This window comes from Blautia hominis, from assembly GCA_002270465.1.
Lineage (GTDB): Bacteria > Bacillota > Clostridia > Lachnospirales > Lachnospiraceae > Blautia > Blautia hominis.
This window is the reverse complement of sequence record NQOF01000002.1, coordinates 76859-93129: the sequence shown is the minus strand read 5'-3', so window position 1 is coordinate 93129 and position 16271 is coordinate 76859. Positions and strand designations below refer to the sequence as shown.

Here is a 16271-nt window from a genome sequence, read left to right as displayed (position 1 = left end):
CTAAAAACTGCCCGGAAAACAGAAAGCTAAAAAGTCTGTTTCCCAGGCAGGTTTACTATGTAGGTTACTGCTCACTCCGTGTCCAGTAAACGCTTCGCGATACACAGATATGGAGCATTCTGCCCCATATCGCGCTGGCTGCCTGGGGATTTTCATGCTTCCGGCATGAAAACACCTCCCGGTACAGTGGTCCGTGAACAGTAACCCATGTAGATCATTATAAAATAATACCGCCCCCGGCAACATATTCTCCATCATAGAAAACAACTGCCTGCCCGGGCGTAACGGCTCTCTGAGGTTCCTCAAAGATCACCCGAATCCTATCCTCATCCTCCCTGTGGATGACAGCGGGAGCACCTCTGTGATTATATCTTATTTTTGCCATAACACGCATATCCTCCCGCAGATCGGGAATGGACATAAAATTGATTCTGTCACAGACAAGCTCTCTTTGAAACAGATCCTCATTTTCCCCGATCACCACCTCATTGCTCTCGGGGCGGATCTCTGTTACAAAGACAGGATGTCCCATTGCAAGGCCCAGGCCTTTCCGCTGTCCAATGGTATAATGGGTAATCCCCTTATGGCGGCCGATCACCGTACCGTCTGCCAGCACATAATTGCCCTCTTCAATCTTATTCTGCGTATTTTCTTCTATAAACCCGGCGTAATCCTTATCCGGCACAAAGCAGATTTCCTGGCTGTCCTTTTTTTTCGCCACCGGAAGGCCAATCTGTTCTGCGATCTTTCTGATTTCATCTTTTTCATAGACACCCACAGGCATCAGTGTGTGTGAGAGCTGGAACTGGGTCAGATTGTACAGGGCATATGTCTGGTCCTTCCCTGTGGCATCTGACATTTTCAGGGAGTATCTGCCGCTGTCTGTCTGCACGATTTTGGCGTAATGGCCTGTGGCGATATAGTCTGCTCCGATTTCCATACTCCTTTTCAGCAGGGATTCCCACTTCACATAGCGGTTGCAGGCAATACAGGGGTTAGGCGTCCGGCCGTCCAGATATTCCCCGATGAAATAGTCAATGACGTTTTCCTTAAACTCATTCTTAAAATTCATCACGTAGTAGGGAATCTCCAGCATATTCGCCACTCTTCTGGCATCATCCACTGCGCTTAAACCGCAGCAGCCGCCGTTCTCCTCCTGTGCTGCATTGTCCTCATCCTGCCAGATCTGCATGGTGACTCCAATCACATCATATCCCTGTTCTTTCAGCAGATAGGCCGCCACAGAGGAGTCCACACCGCCGGACATCCCCACAACTACCTTCTTTTTTTTCATTAATACTCTTCCTCTACTTCCTCTTCGGAGATATCACTCTTGGGCTTATCCAGACCCTCAATCTTAATCCCATGCTTTTCCGCATAATCCCAGAGAGCTGCGTGGATAGCCTCCTCCGCAAGCAGGGAGCAGTGTACTTTCACGGGAGGAAGTCCGTCCAGGGCTTCCATAACCGCTTTGTTTGTCACCTGCAGGGCTTCCTGAATGGTTTTTCCCTTCACAAGTTCTGTAGCCATACTGCTGGTTGCCACTGCGGCGCCGCAGCCGAAGGTTTTGAATTTGCAGTCGTGGATAATGCCGTTCTCGTCAATATCCAGATACATTCTCATGATATCTCCGCACTTGGCATTGCCTACGGTTCCCACACCGCTGGCGCCTTCAATCTCTCCCACATTTCTCGGATTCTGAAAATGGTCCATTACTTTTTCACTGTACATAATATATTTCCTCCATAATTTGTCTGTTTTATTATTTTCTCAGGCTCTGCTCTGTTTTTGTTTCTGTTTTTTTACGAAATCCTCAAACAGCGGAGAAAGTTCACGCAGACGGTTTACAATCTCCTTTATCTGATCCAGTGTGTAATCCAGATCTTCCTTTGTTGTCTCCTCGCTGATGGTCATTCTGAGGGAACCGTGGGCGATCTCATGAGGCAGGCCAATGGCAAGCAGTACATGGGACGGGTCCAGGGAACCTGAGGTACAAGCAGAACCGCTGGACGCTGCGATTCCCTTCATATCCAGCATGATCAGAAGGGATTCTCCCTCAATAAACTGGAAGCTGACATTAATGTTATTTGGCAGACGCCTCTTTGCATCGCCGTTCAGGCGTACATAAGGAATCTCATTTAAAATTCTGCCGATAAAATAATCCCTGAGCTCTATCTCTTTCTTTGTGCGCTCCTCCATAGTCCTGGCTGCGCGCTCTGCTGCCACACCGTATCCCACAATAGCCGGCACATTCTCTGTTCCTGCCCGTCTCTTCCGCTCCTGGGCACCGCCATGTACAAAGCTGCGGATTTTCACGCCCTTGCGGATATATAGGAAACCGATCCCCTTTGGTCCGTTGATCTTATGGCCGCTGGAACTCAGCATGTCGATATTCATCTCATCCACGTCGATCGGAACCTGTCCGAATGCCTGTACCGCATCTGTGTGGAATAAAATATCGTGTTCTTTTGCGATCATACCAATCTCTTTGATCGGCTGGACGGCACCAATCTCATTGTTGGCAAACATAATAGAGATCAGGATCGTCTCCGGTGTGATGGCTTTTAACAGATCATCCATTTTTACGATACCGTTCTCATCCACATCCAGATATGTCACCTTTGCACCACGTTTCTCCAGATATTCACAGGTGTGCAGAATGGCGTGATGCTCAATCTTTGTGGTGATAATATGGTTTCCTTTATTTTTATATGCCTCAAATGCCGCTTTCAGCGCCCAGTTATCTGCTTCGCTGCCGCCTGCGGTAAAATAGATCTCTTCTGCTTTTGCACCCAGCACTTCTGCGATCTGTCCTCTGGCTTTGGTGATGGCCTCCTTGCTCCTCTGTCCAATCTCATAGATGCTGGATGGATTTCCATAGCTTTCCGTGAAATACGGAAGCATGGCATCTACAACCTCCTGTGCTGTCTTTGTTGTTGCTGCATTATCCAGATATATTGTTGTCTTCATATTTCCTCTCTCCTAATTGTCACATTTTTGCACCTGAATCTGCCCCTTATCCCGCATAATGCGGCTTTCCTCTACGAGCTGGTCCAGCATGATGGAATCTACAGTTTCTTTTATACTATTATTGATACGCTGCCATACATATCGGGTGACACATAAGTCAGCACCCTGACAGCTATGTTTTTCTCCTCCATTACAGGTAACGGCATCCAGACTGCCCTCCAGTGCCCGAAGGACATCCCCTACGGAAATCTCACCGGCAGGTCTGGCAAGCTTATATCCGCCCTGCGCACCGCGGACACTTACTACCAACCCGGCACTCTTTAACTTGCGCACCAGCTGTTCCAGATAACTGTCAGAAATATTCTGGCGGGTTGCAATGCTCTGTATGGAAACAGCCTCTGATTCACTGTACAAAGCCAAATCAATCAGGGCTCTCAAGCCGTACCTACCTTTGGTTGATAATTTCAAATCATCACCATCCTTTTTAAATTCCGACTGTTTTACTCGGATTTAACTGTAGAATATCATTCTTATCCTGTTCTGTCAAGATACTTTTTGGAATATATTGTGAAAAAGGCTATAAAAGTTACTGTTGCTTTCTCTGCTGCTAGAGCGTGTTTGAAAGTTGCTTTCGGCAAGCTGTGCGTCGCCGGGGCACTGGTAACTATAAAGGACTTCTTATGGATAACAAACATATTTTGCTGAAAGGAACACTTATCCTGACTCTGGCCGGTTTCCTGACAAAAATCCTTGGGTTTCTCTATAGAATATTCCTGTCGCAGACAATTGGTGCACAGGGGATGGGTATCTACCAGCTTATCTTTCCCATCCACACCCTCTGTTTTGCACTGACAGTAGGAGGAATCCAGACAGCAATCTCCCGCTTCGTGGCCGCCAGGGTCGCTCTGAAGGATGAACAGGGTGCCCGGGATATTTTTCTGATCGCCACTTCCCTGTCCATGGCTATATCCTTTGCCGTCACCTTTTTGCTGTACCGCCATGCCTCCTGGTTTGCCGTACATATCCTGCTGGAGGAGCAGTGTACCGATCTGCTGCGCGTCTCCTCCCTGTCCATTCCTATGGGCACCTTCCATTCCTGCGCCTACGGCTATTATATTGCCAGGAAGAAGACCGGGATCCCCGCATGGTCCCAGCTTGTGGAACAGACCGCCCGCATGAGTGCCACGTATCTTCTCTATCTGGTATGGACCGGGGAGGGGCACCCGCTCACACCTATGCTGGCTGTTGTGGGACTTTTTGCAGGAGAACTGGTCTCTATGCTTTTTTCCCTGCTATTTATTCTTTGGGATTACAGAAAGTATCATTACCAGATCAGCAATATCCATGCGCCCGGAAAAGATTTAAAAGACATTGTTTCCCTGTCCCTGCCGCTAACAGGCAACAGGCTGTTTATCAATATCCTTCACAGCATGGAATCTGTACTGATACCCGGCCATCTGCGGCTTTTCGGCATGGACAGCGCCTCGGCACTCTCTGTCTATGGTGTACTGAATGGCATGGCGCTGCCGCTTATACTTTTCCCCTCTGCCATCACCAATGCTGTCTCAGCCATGCTCCTGCCCTCCGTGGCAGAAAACCAGGCAATGGGAAATTATAAAAAAATACGGAGTCTTATCTTCACTACAACCCGTTACTGCCTGCTTCTGGGCTTTCTCTCCACAGCTGTTTTTTATTTTACCGGAGATTTTATGGGGCTGTTTCTATTTAAAAATGAGTTTGCGGGAACCTTTATCAAGACGCTCTCTTTTATCTGTCCCTGCCTGTATCTCTCCAGCACGCTCAGCGGGATTCTGAACGGTTTGGGGGAGACAGGAAAATATTTTGCCCAGAATCTGCTTGGCCTTTCCATCCGTCTGCTTTTTGTATTCTTCATTGTTCCAAAATTTGGCATTCTGGGATATCTGTGGGGTCTGCTGGTCAGTGAACTGGCAATCACCCTTCTCACTCTGTATTTCTTAAAAGATTACATGAAAGCAGCGCCGGGCGAATAAACCCGGCGCTGTTTTAACAACTATCTTATCTGGTATGGGATATCAATCACTTTACATATTTCCCTATACCTGAGCGGTGAAATTTTCACGCCCTCTCTGGCGTTGCTGGCATGCACCACTTTGCCGTCTCCCAGACTGATCGCCACGTGTTCCGGCATTTGATCCTTTCCGTAAAATACAATACTGCCCGGTCCCGGAGGCCCCGGCTCCGCCTGGCAAAACTGCTCCTCTCACCACCTCCCTGTCCACAGAGTTTTACTCCTTGCAGTTCTAATCTTCACCACTTAAACGCTTTAAAGCAAAAAATTATTCAAAACTGTCGACAACTGGAAGGTTTTGTATTATAATATTCAACTAGAAAGTCAAACAAAGGAGATAACTATGAGCTTCAAATTCGTAAAACAACTGCCCTCTCCGGATGAGATCAAGGCACAGGCCCCGGTATCCGAAGAGCTGAAACAGATAAAAGCTAAAAGAGACAAAATGATCTGCGACGTCATCACAGGTGCTTCTGACAAATTTCTTGTCATTGTTGGCCCCTGTTCCGCAGACAATGAAGATTCTGTATGCGACTATACCAACCGTCTCGCAAAGATCCAGAACAAGGTAGAAGACCGCCTGGTACTGGTTCCCCGTATTTATACCAACAAACCACGTACTACGGGAGAGGGTTACAAGGGTATGCTCCACCAGCCGGACCCGGAGGCAAAACCGGACGTACTGGCAGGCATCCTTGCCATCCGCCATATGCATATCCGCTCCCTGCAGGAGACAGGACTCAGCTCCGCGGACGAGATGCTTTACCCGGACAACTATCACTATCTGTCTGACCTGCTCTCCTATGTGGCGATCGGCGCCCGTTCTGTGGAAAATCAGGAACACCGTCTTATGGTAAGCGGCCTGGATGTTCCTGTTGGTATGAAGAACCCCACCAGCGGGGATTTCTCTGTTATGCTCAACTCCGTAGTTGCAGCACAGCAGGGCCATGACTTCATCTCCAGGGGATGGGAAGTCAAGACAGAAGGGAATCCGCTCACCCACACCATTCTGCGTGGTGCGGTGAACAAACACGGCAACACGCTTCCCAACTACCATTACGAGGATCTGCAGCTCCTTCTGGAAATGTACAATGACCGAGACCTGGAAAATCCGGCTGTCATTATTGATGCCAACCATGCCAACTCCGGCAAGAAATACGAACAGCAGGTCCGCATTGTAAAAGAAGTGCTGCACAGCCGCCTGGTATCCCGTGATATCCGCCATCTGGTGAAAGGTGTCATGCTTGAAAGCTATCTGGTATCCGGCTGCCAGAAAATCGGTCCTGATCATATTTATGGAAAATCCATCACAGACCCCTGCCTTGGATGGGAGGAAACAGAAAAACTCCTCTATACCATTGCAGAGCTGTGCTAAACCATAGAAAGCAGGCTCCGTAAATGTTCTTCGGACATAAACAAAAGGCATTTGTATCCAACTTTAAAATAGGGATACAAATGCCTTTTTTGTAAATTTTTCCCAAAAAGAAAGGATCCGAAAACTCATCTCTTTTCGGGTCCTCTATTTTCTCGGATGTGCCTTCAGATACACATCTCTGATCTTGTTCACATTCATATTCAGATAAATCTGGGTTGTTGATATATCGGAATGCCCCAGCATCTCCTGTACACTCTTTAAATCCGCACCGTTCTGCACCAGGTGGGCTGCAAAGGAATGCCGCAGTGTATGAGGTGTAATATCCTGCTGAATCCCTGCAGAGGCTGCGTATGTCTTCAGCACCTTCCAAAATCCCTGCCTGCTCATGGGTTTTCCGGAACAATTAACAAACAGGCAGTCGCTTTCTTTATGGCTTAAAAGCTCCTCCCTTGCCTGCTCCAGATACTCCTTCACCGCCTTTTTCGCCGCGTTTCCAAAAGGTATTACCCTCTCCTTCTCGCTGGCCTCACAGGTGATATATCCCAGTTTTAAATTTATATTTTCCAGCTTCAGTCCAATCAGTTCGCTCACCCGGATTCCTGTAGCGTATAAAAGTTCCAGCATTGCTTTATCCCGGACTCCCTTGGCTGTATTTTCCTTTGGCTGGTTCAACAACAAATCGACTTCTTCTACAGTAAGAATCCCAGGCATCTTCTTTTCAATCTTAGGCGCCTTCAGTATATCTGCCGGATTCTCCAAAAGCAATCCCTGCTGACAGCAATACTGAAAAAAAGCACGCATTGACGCGATACTCCTGGAAATAGTGGAAGCGGCAAATTTCTCCCGCTCCAGATACATCTCATAAGAATTCAGATTCGTGGCGGTCACATTCTGGACCCTGTCCACTCCTTCATTCCCCAGAAACTGTTCCATCTTTCGCAAATCCCGTTCATAGGATACTTCTGTATTTTTGGAAGTGCCTTTGGTGTTATGTAAATAGGCTATAAACTCTTCAATCTCGCACTTCATGTATGATTATCCCTCGTTAAGTTTTTTATTTCATTCCGCATTCCAAGTCCATAAGTTTTCCCGGAATGACACAGCATTTAACCCGCTGTTCCATGAAAAAGGCCACACCTTTCCAAATCATAATGAAATTATATATCAACTTCCATAGAAAAAGCAAACGGATTTTTCCAAAGTTTTTCTTGTTTTTCAGGCTTTTTTTACATTTCCACAACATATCGAAAAAGCACTAATTATGTCTACCAGATGTGGTAAAATTCCAATTGTTAATTTTTTGTTAATTTTTTATAAAAACCTCTCAATCACAAAACTCAACACGTTTTGATTTACATAACTTTCCATAAAAAGGGCAAGCAGGAATAAGATACCAATGCCTGTCATAAAAAACAGATACGCTCTATAATCCGCCCTCACCCGGATTCCCTTCCCCCAATACTTCTGGCTCATCTGCACAATAAAGAAAAAAAACAGCAGCACAGAAGGCACATAAAAAATCCCCTGAGGAAAAAAACAGGCAAGTGCCGCTCCAATCCCCCGAATCCCATACTCCATCAAAAACACCGTCATCAGATTCCCGCCCAAGAAACCCAGCCAAAGCAGCCCTCCCAATACCAAGGGAATCCCAAAAGGTGTCACACCGCTGATCATATAAAGCAGAAACCAAACCCCTCTTCTCTCAAACAGCCGCAGAAAGATCCCGCTCCCCGAAATACTCCCCGCCGCCCGATCCGCCATATAAACCCCAAGCAGACTGGTCTGATACCCCGCATAATTTCTCAAAAAATTACTACACAGCACCCCCACCACAAATCCCCCCAAATACAGAAGGAAAAACACATTCAAATATTTTTTCATAATCTCACCCTATATATTCTATGCCCCTCCCCCCACAATTAGTACCCACCTCCTTCTACTGCTTCTCTCCTTCCACAGACGCTCTAAGATAAGCTGCTTTTCTCCTTCCGCAGACACTTTCAAGTAAACTGCTTTTCTCTTTCCGCAGATACTTTCAGATTAACTGCTTTTCTCCTTCCGCGGACGCTCTCAAGTAAACTGCTTTTCTCTTTCCGCAGATACTTTCAGATTAACTGCTTTTCTCCTTCCGCAAACACTTTCAAGTAAACTGCTTTTCTCTTTCCGCAGATACTTTCAGATTAACTGCTTTTCTCCTTCCGCGGACGCTCTCAGGTGAACGGGTCGGTGTGGTGGGGGAATGCGCGTGGAGAAACGGGAGCGGCGGCCTGGGGGAGGGCAGATGGGATACAGGATGGCGAGTGTCAAGCGGAGCGAGCCGAAGATCCACTGGCTGTGAGCACTTAGTGAAGAAGGCTCTCCTGATGAACTTAGTGCGAACGCCAAGTTAGCTGAGGGGAACGGAGCCAGGAGCCATCCTGTATCCCATCTGCCCTCCCCCAGGCCGCCGCTCCCGTCCTCCACGCGCATTCCCCCACCACACCGACCCGTTCACCGTCCCTCCCCAAACAAAAAAAGTACAGAACCCCGCAATGACATAAAAAAATATCATCGCAGCATTCTGCACCTCTCTCAGTCCAGCCTACTTTGCATAATCTACAACGCGGCTCTCCCGAATCACATTAACCTTAATCTGTCCCGGATACTCCAGTTCAGCTTCAATCTGTTTTGAAATACTCCGCGCCAGCAGCACCATATCGGAATCTGTTACATGTTCCGGTACTACCATCACTCGAATTTCCCTACCTGCCTGAATAGCAAAAGATTTGTCCACTCCTTTGAAAGAGTTTGTTATGTCTTCTAATTGTTTTAATCTGTTGGTATATGTTTCTAAAGTTTCTCTTCTAGCACCAGGTCTTGCTGCGCTGATCGCATCAGCAGCCTGTACAATACAAGCCACCAGAGATGTGGGTTCCGTGTCCCCGTGATGGGATTCCACGGCGTTGATAACCACCTGGGACTCTTTATATTTTCTACATAAGTCAGCACCAATCTGAATATGGGAACCTTCCACTTCATGATCGATGGATTTTCCGATGTCATGTAACAGACCTGCACGTTTTGCCATGCGAATGTCTGTCCCAACTTCACCCGCCAAAAGGCCGGCAAGCTGTGCCACCTCAATAGAATGCTTTAATGCATTCTGGCCGTAGCTGGAGCGGAATTTCATACGTCCCAGCAGACGGATCAATTCCGGATGAATACCGTGTACGCCAACTTCCAGGGCAGCGGATTCACCTTCTTCTCTCATCATGGTCTCTACTTCTTTTTGTGCTTTTTCTACCATCTCTTCGATTCTGGCCGGATGGATTCTTCCGTCCACAATCAGTTTTTCCAGCGCAATACGTGCTACTTCACGCCGGATCGGATCGAAACCGGACAATACGACTGCTTCCGGGGTATCATCAATAATAAGATCTACACCCGTAAGTGTTTCCAAAGTTCGGATATTGCGTCCTTCCCTTCCGATAATACGGCCTTTCATTTCATCACTTGGAAGCTGTACAACAGAAATTGTAGCTTCCGACACATGGTCTGCCGCACATTTCTGAATGGCTGTCACCACGTATTCCTTGGCCTTCTTATCGGCTTCCTCTTTTGCCTTGCTCTCCAATTCCTTGTAGAGCTTTGCAGTGTCAATCTTTACTTCGTCCTCAACAGTTTTTAACAAATAATCTTTTGCTTGTTCGGAGGTCAGACCGGAAATTCTTTCCAGTTCTTGTACTCTCTGGTCATGTAATTCATCGACTTTCTTTTCTTTCTTTTTTAGCTCAGTTTCTTTTGCTGTATAATCTGCTTCTCGTTTTTCCAGGGCATCGGCCTTTTTGTCTACTGCTTCTTCTCTGGATAAAACACGCTTCTCATACTTCTGAAGTTCTGCACGTCTCTCTTTTGTCTCTTTCTCCAACTCGTTTTTCGTACGGAGATTTTCTTCTTTTGCTTCTAAGAGAGCTTCACGTTTCTTCGTTTCGGCAGTTTTCAATGCTTCATCTATAATGCTTCTTGCTTTTACTTCTGCTGTTCCGATTGTTTCAGCGTCTTTTTCCGTTTTTTTCTTAACTGAAATGTTGGCTGTAACAGGAACCGCAATCAGCAGCGTGATTACCACAGCAACAATTGCAACTATTACATAGATTGCCACAGGAGCACCTCCTTATTTAGTTTTCATTGTACAAATACAACAGTTTAATTTTATACTGTTTTTACTGAAAAGTCAACATAAAACCTTTTTTTCTAAAAGACAAGTATGTGAAATCTGTCCAAGATTTTTCAGCAAAAATCTTCTTTTTCTTTTAATACGGACAAAATATCAGAGGACGAAAAACCTTTTCTCATTAAATAGCCGTAAATTCTCTGCCGTTCTCTGTCATCCATGGGGCCGTCACCCCTTCTTCTCTTCCTCACCAGCTCCCGGATGGTGTCCCTGCAGTCATCCAATTTTGCCTCATCAAGGACTTCCTCTATGATGTTTCTGTCCACACCTTTTTGGGCCAGTTCCATTTTCAGCCGTGCTTTCCCTCTGCCCTCTTTTTTACACTCCACATAATGTCTGGCATATCTTTTGTCATCCAGATATCCAAATGATTCCACATACGCAAGAGCCTCCGCCACGGCTTCCCTGGGATACTCACTTGACTGCAGCTTTTTCTCCAGCTCTGCCCTGGTCCGGTCCATGCTTTCCAAAAGATGCATGGCACGCAGTTTTGCACGCTTTGTGAGCACCTGGCCCACAAGCTCCTCATAAACCGGCTGCAAGATTTCATGCCCCTCTTTTATTCCATAGCGAGACAGCTCGCCTTTGTATACAACAAAGGCGGGCTGTCCGTCAAGTTCGATTCTATATTTTTGTTTTGTTACAGCCTGTATTTTTGTGACAAGCATTATACTTCCTCATTGTGACCGTTCAGTACCTACAAGGTTACAGGCAAAAATCCATACAGAATCGTCTTCGGTGATGAAATTTTGCATGACTCCTGAACGTTTCTTTACGGTCAGCGCAATTAATGCGCTGACCCGGTCAATAGTTACTCCTCATTTTCTTTCTTTGTACCCTGGGCAGCAGATATCTCTGCGGCTTTCAGATCCGGTGCTTTGGCTGCAGAAGCTTTGGCGTCAGCTTTCTTTTCTTTTGTATCTTTGCTGCTCTCTTCTTCTGTCTTTCCTTCTGTGAGTCCGTAGTGTTCCCGGACTTTTGCTTCCACTTCTTCTGCCACCTCCGGATTCTCTTTCAAATACTGTTTGGCATTCTCGCGTCCCTGGCCAATCTTTCCATCCTTATATGCATACCAGGCTCCGCTTTTGTTTATGATTCCCAGATTTGCTGCCAAATCCAGAATATCCCCGGCTTTTGAGATTCCCTGGCCGAACATGATATCAAACTCCGCCTCTTTAAACGGAGGCGCGATCTTATTCTTAACCACTTTGATCCTGGTACGGTTACCCACAATCTCACCGCCCTGCTTCAGGGCCTCGATCCTTCTCACATCCAGACGGATGGAGGAATAGAACTTCAGGGCACGTCCGCCTGTAGTGGTCTCAGGATTCCCGAACATTACGCCCACCTTCTCACGAAGCTGATTGATAAAGATAACGATACAGTTAGATTTGCTGATGACCGCTGTCAGTTTACGGAGAGCCTGTGACATCAGACGCGCCTGGAGGCCCACATGGGAATCTCCCATATCGCCTTCGATCTCCGCCCTTGGAACCAGAGCCGCAACAGAGTCCACGATCACAATATCCACAGCACCGGAGCGAACCATAGTCTCTGTAATCTCCAGAGCCTGCTCACCGTTATCCGGCTGGGAGATATAGAGGTTGTCCACATCCACACCGATATGTCTGGCATATACAGGGTCCAAAGCGTGCTCCGCATCAATAAAGCCTGCGATTCCGCCCCTCTTCTGCACCTCTGCTACCATATGCAGCGCCACTGTGGTCTTACCGCTGGATTCCGGTCCGTAGACTTCTACTACCCTTCCTCTGGGGATTCCGCCCAGTCCCAGGGCAATATCAAGGCTCAGGGAGCCTGTTGGTACAGTCTCCACATTCATATGTAAAGAGGAATCGCCCAGTTTCATAACAGAGCCTTTTCCAAACTGCTTTTCAATCTGACCCAAAGCCGCGTCCAGGGCTTTTAATTTATCTTCTTTGACCATTTGTTATCTCCTTTATTTGATTGATCTCATGATTTCTTCTTCTGTCATACTCACGAACTTATGTTCGTATTACTGTTATCATAATAGTACACTTTTTCTTCCTTGTCAACTGTTATTTTCCTGCCTGCAATACGCATCACATCCTTTCTGCGCGTTCTTTTTTTAATGGGGATACCGGCGCAGCGGAATGCTGCTTGAATAGATAAAAAGACAGAACTGCCTTTGACGGTATGTGTTAAGTATGTAGCATCCGGCCGTATTTGTCAAGAAAAAAGGACACCGGATAAGCATCCGATGCCCTTTGCCGTTACGGTTCACGAGTCGCTTTCCTGTGAACCGCGGCCTTTGCTATTCTGTCAATTGGCTTTTTACTGAGCAGATAACTGTGTCAGTACATTCTTTACATGGCTGACCTCTTCCGGAGTCGCTTTTGCAGCAGGAACGTAATAGCTTTTTGCTCTAGCGATCTGATAAATCTCTTCCTGTGACATTTCTGCCTGGTTTCTCATCTGTTTTAAAGTCTGTTTTAACTGAGCATTTTCTGTCTGAGGGATCATTGCACCGTAATGTCCCAGTTCACCGTTGATACCTACCAGGGTATCGGATACCATTGTCTTATCTGTCATCTCTTCTTACCTCCTACTGTAAAAACTGCATAAGCTGCTGTTTGCTTTCCATTGCTGACTGTGCAGCTTTCTGGAAGAACTGTTTCACCTGGGGATCCTGTGCCTCGTGTGCATAATCCTGCATTTTGCAGTGGCTGGTCTCAAATCCGCCGATCAAATGGCGCAGATTCTGTAAGTCAAGTACTGAAAGTTCTGTCATGACATTTTCCTCCTATTTCTGTTTTTGGTGGTTCTAACACCGTTTTGTCTACAGAAATAGTATGGCTTTGCAAGGTTTTTCTTATTCTCATTTCCCCTGAATAATTCGCTTGCTGCCCAGATATGTGGTCAGAAAATAGCCGCCGTAGATCACTAGCAGGATCAGCGCTGTAGTGAGGATGGAACCAAAACGGTTGACTTCTCCCATTGTTATCATCATGACCCTGACAAACTGCAAGCCAAAAATGGAATGCACCACGGCAAGACTTAACGGCATCAGGAAGAATATTCCAATTTGTTTGAAAAGAGAGCGGTTTATCATTCTCTCATCCGCACCAATCTTCCGCAGCACCTCATACCGGTCCCTGTTATCAGAACTCTCGGAAAGTTCTTTGAGAGCCAGTATGGCTGCCCCTGAGATAAGGAATATGATACCCAGGTAGATGGCTACAAAAGTGATGATGGTGGAAAGCCCCATACTTGCAGACACAATATCTGTCCTGGTGTTGCTGTATATCCCCAGTTCCCTGGGAATCGCGTTTATCTTAGCATCCGCATCCTCCACACCTTTTTTGTCCTGTCTGGCATAATCGGCTGCCAAAAATCCCCGGTTCCTCCACTCTTCTTTCACAGCGTGGTCAGGAAGCACATAAATGCCCGGATTTATGCGGTTTGTCATCATCTGGAGAAATCCATCCTGGCACTCCCCGTATTTCGGTGAATAGGATATACCGTCTAATTGGATCTTCTCCCCTTTTTTCAGCATTTTATCTCTCTGTATCTTTACATCATCCATATTGCACAGTACCAGATATTCGTCATCCTTCAAGTCATACTGAGGATTCCCGTAAAGCTTTGCCAGCCGGTTGTAATCAGACAGCCGGATCATATCCTCCTCCAGTTCGGCATTCAAGAACATAAAGTTTTTTGACACTTCCGACATATTCTCCCCTAGGGTCAGGCCCATAGTAAGCTGCCCGGTACTATAGATCCCCATTTCCACATAATCCTCCTGCAATACACGCAGATCAAAACCTGCATCCTGCAGTTTATCTGAAACAGGAGTCCCGGCGCTCTCTCCGCTTGGAGGCATATATTCCACATTCACATCCACCGGTGTCAGTTCCATTAAAGATTCCCGGAAAGAGTGGTTGATCCCCAGTCCGCTTGACAGGACTGTAATAGTCATAAAAAGCATAATGCAGATGATCGTCATGGCAACTACCGTAGTGTTGACCTTGCTGTTGATCTGCCTGAGGACAAAAGCATTCAGATCCTTCAGATAGTATTTTCTGTTTCTTTGCATCATATGCAGAAGGAAGCCTGACAGGGACCAGAAAAAAAGAAAGGTGGCCAGACAGCCCAGTGCAATAATGATCCCGTACGTGCCTGTATCCAGTTTAGTGGGAATACAGGCCACCAGATAGTAAAGGACGCCCAGAAGGGCTACAGAAAAAAGAAATAATACCATACAGACCGCAGGCTTTTTCATCTTAATCTGTTCCGCCTTCTTTCCTGCGGACAAAAGGTCTATCAGACTGCATTTGGAGATACTGACCGTATTGAATACCAGCACAGCCAGATACATGATCCCAAAATATAAGATTGTTTTGAAAAAAGCCGCTTTGGAAAATACGAAGACATAAGACTCCATATCCACTTCAAACATCTTTACCACCAGCACAGACATAAACTGTGCTCCCAGTACACCTATAAACAGCCCCACCGCCAGAGACAGAAGGCCGATGAGGAAGGTTTCCCCTACAAGGATCCTGGATATCTGCCCTTTTCCCATGCCCAGTGTCATGTACACGCCAAATTCTTTTTTCCTTCTTTTGATCAGAAAATTGTTGGCATAAACGATCAAAAAGGCCAGGATACAGGAGACAAATACAGAAACGCCGCTCAGCATGGTAATCATAAGTGAAATGATCTCTTTTTTGGAGGACGTCAGGTCTGTCATGGCCTGCTGGGAATCCAGGGAATTAAAAATATAGAAGATAGCAACCCCCAGGATCAGTGTCATAAAATAAATGGCATAATCCTTCAGACTCTTTCTGATATTCTTAACCGAAAGTTTAAATAACATCGTTCAGCTCACCTCCCAGGAGAGTAACCACCTCAATGATACGGTTAAAAAACTCTTTTCTGGTGTCTCTTCCCTTCACCAGCTCATTGAACAGCTTTCCGTCCTTGATAAAGAGGATCCGGTTGGCATAACTGGCAGTGAAGGCATCGTGTGTGACCATGAGGATCGTGGCTGCCATCTGCTGGTTTAAATACTGGAAGCTCTCCAAAAGCATTCTGGCCGATTTGGAATCCAGGGCACCGGTAGGCTCATCCGCCATAACGATCTGGGGATTGGTTATCATGGCCCTTGCACAGGCCACACGCTGCTTCTGTCCGCCTGACATCTGATAGGGATATTTTTCTAAAATATCCTCAATACCCAGCTTGTCTGCGATCTCATTTACCGATTTGTGGATTTTTGCCGGGCTGACCCGCTGGATGGTAAGGGCCAGGGATATATTTTCATAGGCTGTCAGCGTATCCAGAAGATTAAAATCCTGAAAGATAAAACCAAGTTCCTCTCTCCTGAACTGATTGAGGTGATTTCCTTTGAGTCTTGTCACGTCTATATCATTGACAATGATCTTTCCGCTTGTCACACGGTCTATGGTAGAGACACAATTCAGCAGCGTTGTCTTCCCGCTTCCTGAGGCTCCCATGATTCCCACAAACTCCCCTTCCTCCACGGAAAAACTGATTCCGTCCAGGGCTTTTGTCAGATTACTTTTATTTCCATAATATTTTTCCACATTTGCTACTTCTAATACTGTATTCATAATGGCAGCTCCTTTCTTGATCAATGATCCGTAATTGTTCAGTACCTT

15 protein-coding genes and 1 pseudogene are annotated in these 16271 nt (G+C 46.4%); 2 read left to right on the top strand and 14 right to left on the bottom strand.

The genetic code is table 11. The annotated features are described in order from the left end of the window. Positions 1-217: 217 nt before the first annotated feature. Genes mnmA through CI595_RS06460 form a run of 4 tightly spaced genes read right to left on the bottom strand, consistent with a single transcriptional unit; the run spans position 218 to position 3438 of the window. A complete protein-coding gene (mnmA, locus tag CI595_RS06475) occupies positions 218-1294 on the bottom strand; it encodes a tRNA 2-thiouridine(34) synthase MnmA (protein WP_095172486.1) in 1077 nt (358 codons plus the stop codon). Then, positions 1294-1731, bottom strand: a complete 438-nt coding sequence (gene nifU / locus CI595_RS06470) for a Fe-S cluster assembly scaffold protein NifU (protein WP_065541200.1) — start codon at positions 1729-1731, stop codon at positions 1294-1296. Before nifU ends, mnmA begins: the two co-directional genes overlap by 1 nt. A 39-nt stretch (positions 1732-1770) precedes the next feature. Next, positions 1771-2970: a cysteine desulfurase NifS gene (nifS, locus tag CI595_RS06465; RefSeq protein WP_095172485.1), complete on the bottom strand. Its 1200-nt coding sequence runs from the start codon at positions 2968-2970 to the stop codon at positions 1771-1773. A 12-nt stretch (positions 2971-2982) separates the two neighbouring features. Next, positions 2983-3438, bottom strand: a complete 456-nt coding sequence (locus tag CI595_RS06460; RefSeq protein ID WP_065541198.1) for an RrF2 family transcriptional regulator — start codon at positions 3436-3438, stop codon at positions 2983-2985. A 212-nt stretch (positions 3439-3650) separates the two neighbouring features. Here CI595_RS06460 and CI595_RS06455 point away from each other — a divergent pair, with 212 nt between their 5' ends. Further along, the gene (locus CI595_RS06455) at positions 3651-4982 is read left to right on the top strand and encodes a polysaccharide biosynthesis protein (RefSeq protein ID WP_095172484.1); all 1332 of its coding nucleotides are present in this window, start codon (positions 3651-3653) and stop codon (positions 4980-4982) included. Positions 4983-5002: 20 nt separating this feature from the next. On the opposite strand, the pseudogene CI595_RS06450 reads toward CI595_RS06455, so the two are convergent. Further along, a pseudogene (locus CI595_RS06450) lies at positions 5003-5170 on the bottom strand (NlpC/P60 family protein); the annotation flags it as partial. A 193-nt stretch (positions 5171-5363) separates the two neighbouring features. On the opposite strand from CI595_RS06450, the gene CI595_RS06445 reads away from it, so the two are divergent. Further along, the gene (locus CI595_RS06445; RefSeq protein WP_095172482.1) at positions 5364-6395 is read left to right on the top strand and encodes a 3-deoxy-7-phosphoheptulonate synthase; all 1032 of its coding nucleotides are present in this window, start codon (positions 5364-5366) and stop codon (positions 6393-6395) included. A 144-nt stretch (positions 6396-6539) separates the two neighbouring features. Here the strand turns inward: CI595_RS06445 and xerD are convergent, their stop codons facing one another. The 9 genes from xerD to CI595_RS06395 form a co-directional block, all read right to left on the bottom strand. After that, positions 6540-7424 carry a site-specific tyrosine recombinase XerD gene (xerD, locus tag CI595_RS06440; protein ID WP_095172481.1) on the bottom strand — a complete coding sequence of 295 codons (885 nt, stop codon included), beginning with the start codon at positions 7422-7424 and terminating at the stop codon, positions 6540-6542. 282 nt (positions 7425-7706) lie between these two features. Further along, positions 7707-8276, bottom strand: coding sequence for a stage II sporulation protein M (locus CI595_RS06430; protein WP_065541192.1), 570 nt, complete (start codon positions 8274-8276; stop codon positions 7707-7709). 700 nt (positions 8277-8976) lie between these two features. Next, a complete protein-coding gene (rny, locus tag CI595_RS06425) occupies positions 8977-10536 on the bottom strand; it encodes a ribonuclease Y (RefSeq protein ID WP_095172479.1) in 1560 nt (519 codons plus the stop codon). Between the two features lie 128 nt (positions 10537-10664). Then, complete coding sequence (locus tag CI595_RS06420; protein WP_095172478.1) at positions 10665-11276, bottom strand: regulatory protein RecX; 612 nt, start codon at positions 11274-11276, stop codon at positions 10665-10667. A 143-nt stretch (positions 11277-11419) separates the two neighbouring features. Further along, entirely contained in the window at positions 11420-12553 is a 1134-nt protein-coding gene (gene recA / locus CI595_RS06415) for a recombinase RecA (RefSeq protein WP_095172477.1), read from the bottom strand. A gap of 368 nt (positions 12554-12921) precedes the next feature. Next, on the bottom strand, positions 12922-13179 hold the full coding sequence (locus tag CI595_RS06410; protein WP_065541188.1) for a spore coat protein: 258 nt from the start codon (positions 13177-13179) through the stop codon (positions 12922-12924). 13 nt (positions 13180-13192) lie between these two features. Beyond that, positions 13193-13378, bottom strand: coding sequence for a hypothetical protein (locus CI595_RS06405; RefSeq protein WP_065541187.1), 186 nt, complete (start codon positions 13376-13378; stop codon positions 13193-13195). Between the two features lie 87 nt (positions 13379-13465). Further along, positions 13466-15466: an FtsX-like permease family protein gene (locus CI595_RS06400; protein WP_095172476.1), complete on the bottom strand. Its 2001-nt coding sequence runs from the start codon at positions 15464-15466 to the stop codon at positions 13466-13468. Further along, the gene (locus CI595_RS06395) at positions 15456-16223 is read right to left on the bottom strand and encodes an ABC transporter ATP-binding protein (RefSeq protein ID WP_095172475.1); all 768 of its coding nucleotides are present in this window, start codon (positions 16221-16223) and stop codon (positions 15456-15458) included. The genes CI595_RS06400 and CI595_RS06395 overlap by 11 nt, the downstream gene beginning before the upstream one ends. Positions 16224-16271 lie beyond the last annotated feature (48 nt).

What these genes read in the sequence shown, in the direction of transcription:
- mnmA (WP_095172486.1), bottom strand. Translation starts at nt 1,294, where the DNA reads ATGAAAAAAAAGAAGGTAGTTGTGGGGATGTCCGGCGGTGTGGACTCC.
- nifU (WP_065541200.1), bottom strand. Translation starts at nt 1,731, where the DNA reads ATGTACAGTGAAAAAGTAATGGACCATTTTCAGAATCCGAGAAATGTG.
- nifS (WP_095172485.1), bottom strand. Translation starts at nt 2,970, where the DNA reads ATGAAGACAACAATATATCTGGATAATGCAGCAACAACAAAGACAGCA.
- CI595_RS06455 (WP_095172484.1), top strand. Translation starts at nt 3,651, where the DNA reads ATGGATAACAAACATATTTTGCTGAAAGGAACACTTATCCTGACTCTG.
- CI595_RS06445 (WP_095172482.1), top strand. Translation starts at nt 5,364, where the DNA reads ATGAGCTTCAAATTCGTAAAACAACTGCCCTCTCCGGATGAGATCAAG.
- xerD (WP_095172481.1), bottom strand. Translation starts at nt 7,424, where the DNA reads ATGAAGTGCGAGATTGAAGAGTTTATAGCCTATTTACATAACACCAAA.
- CI595_RS06430 (WP_065541192.1), bottom strand. Translation starts at nt 8,276, where the DNA reads ATGAAAAAATATTTGAATGTGTTTTTCCTTCTGTATTTGGGGGGATTT.
- CI595_RS06420 (WP_095172478.1), bottom strand. Translation starts at nt 11,276, where the DNA reads ATGCTTGTCACAAAAATACAGGCTGTAACAAAACAAAAATATAGAATC.
- recA (WP_095172477.1), bottom strand. Translation starts at nt 12,553, where the DNA reads ATGGTCAAAGAAGATAAATTAAAAGCCCTGGACGCGGCTTTGGGTCAG.
- CI595_RS06410 (WP_065541188.1), bottom strand. Translation starts at nt 13,179, where the DNA reads ATGACAGATAAGACAATGGTATCCGATACCCTGGTAGGTATCAACGGT.
- CI595_RS06405 (WP_065541187.1), bottom strand. Translation starts at nt 13,378, where the DNA reads ATGACAGAACTTTCAGTACTTGACTTACAGAATCTGCGCCATTTGATC.
- CI595_RS06400 (WP_095172476.1), bottom strand. Translation starts at nt 15,466, where the DNA reads ATGTTATTTAAACTTTCGGTTAAGAATATCAGAAAGAGTCTGAAGGAT.
- CI595_RS06395 (WP_095172475.1), bottom strand. Translation starts at nt 16,223, where the DNA reads ATGAATACAGTATTAGAAGTAGCAAATGTGGAAAAATATTATGGAAAT.